The organism is Bartonella sp. CR127HXZ, from assembly GCF_042194555.1.
Lineage (GTDB): Bacteria > Pseudomonadota > Alphaproteobacteria > Rhizobiales > Rhizobiaceae > Bartonella > Bartonella grahamii.
In genome coordinates, this window is sequence record NZ_JBHIMZ010000024.1 from 1 (window position 1) to 10,045 (window position 10,045).

The 10,045-nt window shown below is 37.3% G+C and carries 5 protein-coding genes and 1 pseudogene; all 6 read right to left on the minus strand.

Annotated features, from left to right (window positions below):
- The coding region (locus ACFIKY_RS08430; protein ID WP_375636736.1) for an ABC transporter substrate-binding protein at positions 1-622 on the minus strand (622 nt) is incomplete at its 3' end.
- A gap of 1,626 nt (positions 623-2,248) precedes the next feature.
- A complete protein-coding gene (locus ACFIKY_RS08435) occupies positions 2,249-2,875 on the minus strand; it encodes a DNA-3-methyladenine glycosylase I (protein WP_375636738.1) in 627 nt (208 codons plus the stop codon).
- On the minus strand, positions 2,853-4,283 hold the full coding sequence (gene xseA / locus ACFIKY_RS08440) for an exodeoxyribonuclease VII large subunit (RefSeq protein ID WP_375636740.1): 1,431 nt from the start codon (positions 4,281-4,283) through the stop codon (positions 2,853-2,855). The genes ACFIKY_RS08435 and xseA overlap by 23 nt, the downstream gene beginning before the upstream one ends.
- Positions 4,284-4,686: 403 nt before the next feature.
- The gene (locus ACFIKY_RS08445) at positions 4,687-6,318 is read right to left on the minus strand and encodes an ABC transporter substrate-binding protein (RefSeq protein ID WP_375647490.1); all 1,632 of its coding nucleotides are present in this window, start codon (positions 6,316-6,318) and stop codon (positions 4,687-4,689) included.
- Between the two features lie 837 nt (positions 6,319-7,155).
- On the minus strand, positions 7,156-8,787 hold the full coding sequence (locus ACFIKY_RS08450; protein WP_375647488.1) for an ABC transporter substrate-binding protein: 1,632 nt from the start codon (positions 8,785-8,787) through the stop codon (positions 7,156-7,158).
- A gap of 925 nt (positions 8,788-9,712) precedes the next feature.
- Positions 9,713-10,045: pseudogene (locus ACFIKY_RS08455) on the minus strand (ABC transporter substrate-binding protein); the annotation flags it as partial.

Here is a 10,045-nt window from a genome sequence, read left to right on the forward strand (position 1 = left end):
TTTTCAAATACTGATTTCCCAAATCACCATTTTTTTCGTGTTTCATGATCGTCTTACGATCAAGCAAAGCTGTTGCACGACTCGCAACAACATTATTCAGAATGAGCTCTGCTGGATAAGGCTTATCAAATTTCATCACCACTGTTTTCTCATCAACAGCTTGCAAAGCATCATTAACATTTTGTTCTGTAATTCCATATTCATTAAAAATTGCTGCATTAGCCATCTGCAATTTGACAATCCGCTTCATACCCCAAACAAGATCATTGGCATTGGCTGATCTACCATCGTTAAACTTTAAACCATCACGCAAATGAAAGGTAATCACCGTACTGTGATCATCACCTGAAACATCCCAATGAGTTGCTAAAGACGGAACTATTTTTGTTGGATCATCTGTCGCAGTACTGACCAAATTATCACAAACATTTCCAATAATTTCACTTGCATAAACATCATTGCTTTGGGCAGGATCAAATGTACTGATTGCATCAAGATTCCAAGCCATCACAAGAGTATTAGCCGGTGTTTTTGCTGAAACCTGTTGTACAACTACTCCCAGTGCCACAAGAGCAGCAACAAGAGAGCTGCTACTTTTCAATATTGTTTTCTTCGAGTTCATAAACGTTTCCCTTTATTTATTTTTTATTAATTAATGACGCTGAAATAACATGGCAAATTTATAATTATACACATTGAACAAATACATTCTAATCGCCTATACAGAGTCATCTACTTTATAAATTCATTGACTTACATCTCAATCAAACCATAGCGAACATGAAATATATGTTTTGCTAACCAGTATCACATTCTTTCATAACCTTTCTTTGCATACGATAATGCCGTATACCAGCCCCATTAATCATCAAAACGATAAGCCTTGTAGCCCCCAAAATGGTAAGCTTTTAAAAAAATCATTGCGCAAAAATTTATGAATTCACCATTCTATTCCTTTAGGCGGTATTTAAAATAAAATATGCAAACTTTAAAAATCGTCATTCTCCTCAAACACTCAATTTCAAGATGCGGTGCATCTTTACTACATGATCAAAACTGCACTAAAATAGCAGAAAGGCATAAGAAAAGATCTTTTCTAAAACTCTACCCCCCCCCACAAAAATCTGCTTAATCTTTTGAAAACCAAGTGTCAAAAGCTTTACGTTTTTACCAACAAAACCAAACACGTTAACAAAAACAAAGAAACAATGAGAATAATCACCCCTTCCAAGCTTTGTCTTTTGAGAGATAAAGCTTGCAATAAAAGAATACACACTAAAATGCACTTCTCTATTGATAAAAACAAAATTCATCAGACTACCCCCCAAAGACATAACGAATATGAACCCTTCTAAACTTTAGTGCGCATCATTGCTTTACCACTATAAAAATAGAACAGAAAACAACATACTGCAACAAAACTCTTGTTTCCAGCAGAAACATACAGAGATTCAACTAAGCAATGTAGTGGATACAAGCCTGCCTGAGCTTAATCACCTTCCCAAAAATGGAGCGCACACGCGGCAAGATCACTCTCTAATAAGAGAAAACTATCAGATAATAAAACCCAACACAAGCAGCTTGAGTCATTTAACTTTAATTTTTCATCGCTGCATTTTATTTTTATTGCCTAGGTAAGTATTGGACAATCGACCTACACACAAATAAACCAACTACCATACAACCAAAGTAAAATATAACAATGCAACAACAGCACGCCCTCTAAAAACCACTTTGCATTCGTCAATAAACATGAATAAAATATTCATTACTTATTATAACGGTCATGTCTATTAACAGAAATAAAAACACCTCTTCTGAACCATTTCAAATGCCAAAGACTGTTGCACAACATTGAACGCTCGTAAAGTGTGTGATGGTGCCGATTTGCTCCGTCATAAGCGTGAAGATGGAGTGCACAATGGATTGACTATTATACCATTCATGGGCTGCGTCGCAAAATGGGCTTTGATACACTAGATGTTTCTTTAAAACATACAAGACATTACCATTATCTAACTTCAGATACATGACAGTTAAGGTATCACTCCTTTTTGCATCTATTTTTTCATCCTCAAAATTATACCTTTATCGTTTTGAGTGCCAACAATAGTAGGAAATCGTTGATATTGTATAGTTTATATATTTTAATTATCTTATACAGTGGAGTTGTATAATCTATACATTTATTAAACAATTCAATTATTATCCTATTGATCATTACCCTTACAAAAGAACGTTGGCTAATTTATCGACAAAAACATCCTTCAAGATGATCATTAACAATCCCTACGGACTGCATAAAAGCATAACAAATTGTGGGACCAATAAATGTCCAGCCACGTTTCTTCAAGTCTTGAGAAAGACGAAGAGAAGCAGGGGTTGTAGGATGAGCCGACAGTGTTTGAAAGTCTATCTTTTCATAACGCTCTGATTGTGGTGGCTGAAAAGACCAAAAATAGCGGGACAAGCTCCCCCACTCTGTTATAATTTCCTGTGCTCTAAGTGCATTATTAAGCACTGATTGAATTTTTCTTTGATGGCGAACAATGTCTTTATTCTGCATTAACATTTGCACCTTTAGCTCATCATAATGAGCAATCTTTTCAAAGTCAAAGTGATCAAATGCAATGCGAAAAAAAGAGCGTTTTTTTAAAATTGTAAACCAAGAAAGCCCCGCTTGGAAACCTTCAAGACAAATTTTTTCAAACAAACAGATATCCTCAAAAACAGGTTTTCCCCATTCGTTATCATGATAAGCACAATAAAGTGGATCCGTTCCAGCCCATGCGCAACGAACTTTTCCATCCACTCCCTTAAGAAGACCTTCCGCAAGCATGGCATTAACCGTATTAAAAGAGAGTTCCTTGATCATCGTTTGGCGGCTTTATCTGCTTGTGTTTTGAACGTTTAGAAAAAATAGGTTCTTGTATTGCAACACTGATATCACCATCAAAAAAGCGTAAATTTATTTGCCCTGTTTCAGGAAACTGAGTCAACCGTTTAACGGGCTTATTATCTTGCCCCAAAGCCAAAACAAAACCACGCTCTAAAATATTCTGATAAGAAGTGCTTTTTAAAAGTCTGAATGCAAGCTCCATTTGGGCACGTTGTTTTTCCACACTACGCACAAAAGCACGATGAAGGCGCGCCGTATATTCCTTTGTATTGCGTTGTGCTTTTTCACTATTTAACAAACGTAGCGAAAGACGTAAACGAAGAGTATGAAAAGAAAAACATTTTTTATCGTAGCTCACACAAAGAGCACGCTGTAATCGATTTGAAATTTCATCAAAACCACGCCGTGGTAGAGCAAAAAGTTGGTCGACAGTGGGAAGACCACGTCTGGCTGCACGCAACTTTTGTTGATGAAAATCAAAAGAACGTACAAGTCCCTTGCGCAAACGTGCCCCAAGAGACGCAACACACACTTCAAGATCAAGCTTAACGGGAACAGCCTTTTCTGCAGCTCCTGTAGGAGTTGGAGCACGCCAATCAGCGACATAATCAATCAAAGTCCAGTCCGTTTCATGCCCAACAGCAGAAATAACGGGAAGAGCAGAAGCATAAACAGCACGAACAACAGCTTCATCATTAAACCCCCACAAATCTTCTAAACTTCCCCCTCCTCGTGCAACAATAATAAGATCAGGTTTTGGAATAAGTCCTCCTAGAGCAAGAGCATTAAAACCTTCAACAGCAACAGCTACCTCTCTCCCACTTGTTTCCCCCTGAACACGTACAGGCCAAACCAAAATATGTAACGGAAAACGATCGGATATACGATGAATAATATCACGAATAACAGCACCTGTTGGTGATGTGACAACGCCTATAATTCGAGGCATATAAGGCAAAGGTTTTTTCTTTGCTTCATCAAATAAGCCTTCTTCCACAAACTTTTTCTTACGATTTTCAAGAAGTGTCATCAAAGCACCAACCCCCGTTGGTTCAAGAGCCTCAATGACAATTTGATATTTCGATGATCCTGGATAAGTTGTAAGTTTACCAACAGCAACCACTTCCATCCCTTCTTCAGGAGGAAATTTGAGCTTTTCCATCACTCCACGCCAAATAACAGCTTCCAACCGTGCCTTATCATCTTTTAAAGCAAAATAAGCATGTCCCGAAGCATGAGTACCACGGTAACCTGATATCTCCCCACGCACCCGTACATAACCAAACTTTTCTTCAACAACACGCTTTAGAGCTCCTGCTATTTCGGAAACAGTAAATTCTGCCACATTTGTTATACCTGTTTTTTCACTAAACAACCTTACCATTTTTCAATTCTTTACGCCCGTTTCTGTGAAACTTTTTGAAACAACACAATCTTTAAAATTTTTATTTATAGCTTCATCAAAATACCCATAACACCGGCTAGAACAAGCTTATATTTTGAATTTCAAACCGATTATCCGAGTTATAAAAAAAGCTTGGAGCCGTTGTATGGGGATCTCCAAAGTTATTATTCCATCCGAAAGCCGTATCAATAGAAGTTAAAATATTCAATCTTAACATCCACACAAACACATCTTTCATAAGAATTCCTGAAATAAAATTCTCTACACAACATAGTAATCCATTCCCGATAAAATTCAACGTATTGCAAAGTGTTAAAGAGCTTTGCAATACATCAAATATATCATGATCATGTTTTTTATATTTTATAAACCTGATACCTTCTTATTTTTCAATTGCACTATAAAAAATACGTGGGGCACTATTCCAAACCCATTTTTTGACATCAGGTGTCATCGCTATTGTGTGATACGTCTGATAGATAAAAGCATAAGGTCCTTTCTGCATAAATTCACGTTGCAAATCAGCATACATTTGCGCCCGTTTTTTGGGATCTTTTTGAAACAACGCATCTTGAACCTTTTGATTCATAGTTTCGTCCAAATACCCATGGCACCAACTCGCATAGCCTGTATTTTTAGCCTCAAGCCGATTATCAGGATTGTAAATAAGGCGTGAAGCCATTGTATGAGGATCCGCAGAATCATTATTCCATCCGAAAAAAATCGTATCAAAAGTACGTGCAGATAGTTTTGAAAATAACTGCGTGCCCACAAAACGTTCAATTTTAAAACGTACCCCAACCTTTTTTGCATTGTCTTGAAGGGACTGAGCAATAGGCAAAGCAAAAGGATAAGGAGAAGTACCAGCAAAAATACTGGCCTCAAAACCATCCGGATAACCTGCCTCTGTTAAAAGTTCCTTTGCTTTTTGGAGATCAAGTTTAAAGGGTTGTCCTTCTTTTTCATCCAAAGCCCCAAGATTACCAAGAGGAATAAAACTTGCACGTGGAACACCAACATCTTTGAGAAGAGTCTTACCGAGTCCTTCATAGTCAATAAGATAGCGCATCGCTAAACGCACTTTTTCATTGGCAAAAATAGGATTTGTCACATTGAAACCCCATATGATCACGGATGGCTCTAACACTCTTTCAACTTTAATATCCGTTGTTGCTTGGAGATCTGCCAAATCCTCTGGCATTAGATTACGTGCAACATCGATATCGTGTTTTTGCAACAATAAACGTTGTGTTCCAGGCTCCGCGACATGGCGAATTAAAATCTTCTTCAATTTAGGCGCCTCACCCCAATAATTGGAGCTTGCACGCAATAAAATCCCTTCTCCAGGACGCCAACTCTCTAACTGATAAGGACCAACACAAGCAGAATGGCTTGCCAAATACCGGTTTCCCATATCACCATTTTTTTCGTGTTTCATGAGTGTCTCACGATCAAGCAAAGAAAGAGTACGACTAGTGGCAAAATGGCTAAGAATGAGCTCTGCTGGATAAGGTTTATCAAATTTCATCACCACTGTTTTGTCGTCCGGTGCTTGAAAAGCCTCATCAACATTCTGTTCTGTGATACCATATTCATTAAATGTCGCCGCAGTAGCCATCTTCAATTTAACAACCCGCTTCATGCTCCAAATTAGATCATTGGCATTCGCAGGACGACCATCATTGAACTTCAAACCATCACGCAAATGAAAAGTAATCACCGTACGCTGATCATCACTTGAAACATCCCAACTCTTCGCCAAAGAGGGAACAAGTTTAGCTGCATTATCTTTAGCTGGTTCAACTAAATTATCACAAACATTGACAAGAACTTCATTACCATAACGGTCATTAATTTGTGCGGGATCAAATGTACTTATTGAATCAAGATTCCAAGCCATCACAAGCGTATCGGCAGGTGTTTTTGCTGAAACTTGTTGCACCAAAATCCCCAGTGCAATAACAGCAGAAACAAAAGCACTGCTCCCTTTCAATATTTTTCCTTTCAAGTTCATAGACTTTTCCTTTTAAAATTTATTGTATAAGTTCTCCATGCAACAATAACGTGCAAGAAATAATAAGATTAGACTTAGAAAACATACCTCCTCGAAATAAAATTAAAAACTCAACAGAAAACGATCTGATATAAAACGAAGGTATTAGGCATAACAGCATCTGTTGGAGATATCACAGTGCTTACAATTTGGGACATATCAGGCAAAGTTTCCTTTTGCTTTATCAATCAGACCTTTTGCTTCAAATTTCTTTTTTGATTTTCTAAAAAGTGTCGCGAAAACACCACCTCCGGTTACTTCAAGAGCCTCAATAAAAATTTGATATTTTGATGATTTTGAATGAATTGTAATTTGCTGAAATTGATTATTTACCCTCCTTCTCAAGAGAAAATTTGAATTTTTGCATCACTCCCCATAAAATAATACCCTCCAATTGCGGAGTGTTATCTTTCAAAACAAAAGGAACCATAACATAGGCATCATAAAAAACTGATATTTCTCTTCACCTCCACACCAAAACTTTTCTTCAATATTGCAAAGTCTTTTCTCCTTTAGCAATGCTAAATGCCACAACATCTGTTGTACTAATTTTTTCAGCAAATGAATTGACCACTTTTCAATTCATGGGAGTTGAAATATTAAGTCTTAAACATCCAAGAAAACACATCTTTAATGAGAATGAAAGATCTCTTTTGAAATAGAAATCTTGAAAAGACACTCAGCAATATATCCTCTATTATTCACAATCTTCAACGTATTGCAAAGCATTTAAGAACTTTGCAATACGTCAAATATATCATGATCATGTTTTTTATATTTTATAAACCTGATACCTTCTTATTTTTCAATTGCACTATAAAAAATACGTGGGGCACTATTCCAAACCCATTTTTTGACATCAGGTGTCATCGCTACAGAAACATATGTCTGATAAATAAAAGCATAGGGTCCTTTCTGCATAAATTCACGTTGCAAATCAGCATACATTTGCACCCGTTTTTGGGGATCTTTTTCAAACAACGCATCCTTAACCTTTTGATTCATACTTTTATCAAAATACCCATGGCACCAACTAGCGTAGCCTGTATTTTTTGCCTCAAACCGATTATCAGGATTGTAAATAAGACGTGAAGCCATTGTATGGGGGTCCGCAGAGCCATTATTCCATCCGAAAAAAATCGTATCAAAACCACGCGCATAAAATTTTGAAAACAACTGCGTACCTACAAAACGTTCAATTTTAAAATGTACCCCAATCTTTTTTGCGTTGTCTTGGAGAGACTGAGCAATAGGCAAAGCAAAAGGATAAGGAGATGCCCCTGCAAAAATATTGGCCTCAAAACCATCCGGATAACCTGCCTCTGTTAAAAGTTCCTTTGCTTTTTGGAGATCAAGTTTAAAGGGTTGTCCTTCTTTTTCATCTAAAGCCCCAAGATTACCAAGAGGAATAAAACTTGCACGGGGAATACCAACATCTTTGAGAAGGGTCTTACTGAGTCCTTCATAATCAATAAGATAGCGCATCGCTAAACGCACTTTTTCCTTAGCAAAAATAGGGTTCGTCGTATTAAAACCCCATATAATCATGGAGGGCGCCAACACTTTTTCAACCTTAATATCCGTTGTTGCTTGGAGATCTGACAAATCCTCTGGCATCAGATTACGTGCAACATCGATATCGTATTTTTCCAATAATAAACGTTGCGTTCCAGGCTCCGCAACATGGCGAATTAAAATCTTCTTCAATTTAGGCGCCTCACCCCAATAATTGGAGCTTGCACGCAATAAAAGAGCTTCTCCAGGACGCCAACTCTCTAACTGATAAGGACCAACACAAGCAGAATGACTTGCCAAATACCGGTTTCCCATATCGCCATCTTGTTCGTTTTTCATGAGTGTCTCACGATCCAGCAAGGCAGCAGTGCGATTAGTGGAAATATTGCTAAGAATGAGCTCTGCAGGATAAGGTTTATCAAATTTCATCACCACCGTTTTGTCGTCCGGTGCTTGAAAAGCCTCATCAACGTTTTGTTCTGTAATCCCATATTCATTAAATGTTGCCGCATTGGACAATTTCAATTTCACAACCCGCTTCATACCCCAAACAAGATCATTGGCATTGGCTAATCTACCATCGTTAAACTTTAAACCATCGCGCAAATGAAAAGTAATCACCGTACTCTGGTCATCACTTAAAACATCCCAACTCTTTGCCAAAGAAGGAACCATTTTAGCTGCATCATTTGTAGCAGAAACGACCAAATTATCACAAATATTGTTAACCACTTCAATTCCATAACGGTCATTGAGTTGTGCAGGGTCAAATGTACTTATTGGATCCAGATTCCAGGCCATTACAAGCGTATCGGTAGGTGTTTTTGCTGAAACTTGTTGCACAAACATCCCCATTACAAAAACAGCAGAAACAAAAGAACAGCTCTTTTTCAATATTTTTCTTTTCACGTTCATAGACTTTTCCTTTTAACGTTTATTGTATAAATTCCCCATGCAGCAAAACGTGCTTAATAATTAAGTTTAGACGAACTATAGGCTCCTAAAGACCAAGCTTTAAAATCTTCAAGAACAAGCACCTCTTGCCAATGACTCCTCCTGCCTACACTTACAAGCCAAACCAAAACATACAAAGGAAAACACTCTGATATATAATGAACGCTCACCAACAACAGAGCTTATCCACGATATCATAACGCCTACTATTGAAGACTATAAAACCAATATTTTTTCTCTATCTTGTTCAGCAAGTTTGTCTCTTATTTCTTCCGGCGTTTTGCATACCATCAAAGCACTAGCCCTTTCGGCTCAAGTACCTTAATAACAAAGAGCTTTCATAATAATTTGACGATTTGATAAAACAGGAAAATTCGTTAGTTTGCTAAGTGCAACGACTTTTATTCCTTCTTCAAAAGGAAATTTGATTGTTTTTCATCACTCCCCGTAAAATAACTCCCTCCAATTGGCATCTCATCATCTTTCAAAGCAAAAGAAAATATGAACACCATAAAAAACTGATACCCCTTGTGTACCCCCCATAACAAAACTTTCTTTCAACATCGCAAAACCTTTGCACCTTTAGCACTACTAAATTCCGCGACATTTGTTACACTTAGTTTTTTATGTTACACTCAGCTTTTTAACAAATAAATTGACCACTTTTCAATTCAGAGAAATTGAAATATTCAATCTTAACATCCACACAAATACACCTCTAATGAGAATGAAAAATCTCTTTAAACGAATGTCTTGAAAAGACATTCAACAATATATCACGCATTACCTATGATCTTCGACGTATTGCAAAGCTTAAAAATTTATACAATACGCCGAATATATCAAGACGATGTCCTTTATCTATTGAACACCATTGAAGGCACGCTTATTTTTCAATTTTACTATAAAAAATATGCGGTGCACTATTCCAAACCCACTTTTTGATATCCGGTGTCATCGCGACGACGCCATATTTCTGATAGATAAACGCATAAGGTCCTTTTTGCATAAGTTCACGTTGTAAATCAGCATATATTTGCGCCCGTTTTTGTGGATCTTTTTGAAACAACGCATCTTCAACTTTTTGATTCATCTTGGCATCAAAATATCCATGCTGCCAACTAGGATAAGCTGTATTTTTTGCCTCAAACCGATTATCTGGATTATAAACAAGACGTGAAGCCATTGTATGAGGATCCGCAGAATCATTATTCCATCC

Bases quoted from the DNA above. Each gene is read 5' to 3' on its own strand.
- ACFIKY_RS08435 (WP_375636738.1), bottom strand. From the start codon at position 2,875: ATGATCAAGGAACTCTCTTTTAATACGGTTAATGCCATGCTTGCGGAA.
- xseA (WP_375636740.1), bottom strand. From the start codon at position 4,283: ATGGTAAGGTTGTTTAGTGAAAAAACAGGTATAACAAATGTGGCAGAA.
- ACFIKY_RS08445 (WP_375647490.1), bottom strand. From the start codon at position 6,318: ATGAACTTGAAAGGAAAAATATTGAAAGGGAGCAGTGCTTTTGTTTCT.
- ACFIKY_RS08450 (WP_375647488.1), bottom strand. From the start codon at position 8,787: ATGAACGTGAAAAGAAAAATATTGAAAAAGAGCTGTTCTTTTGTTTCT.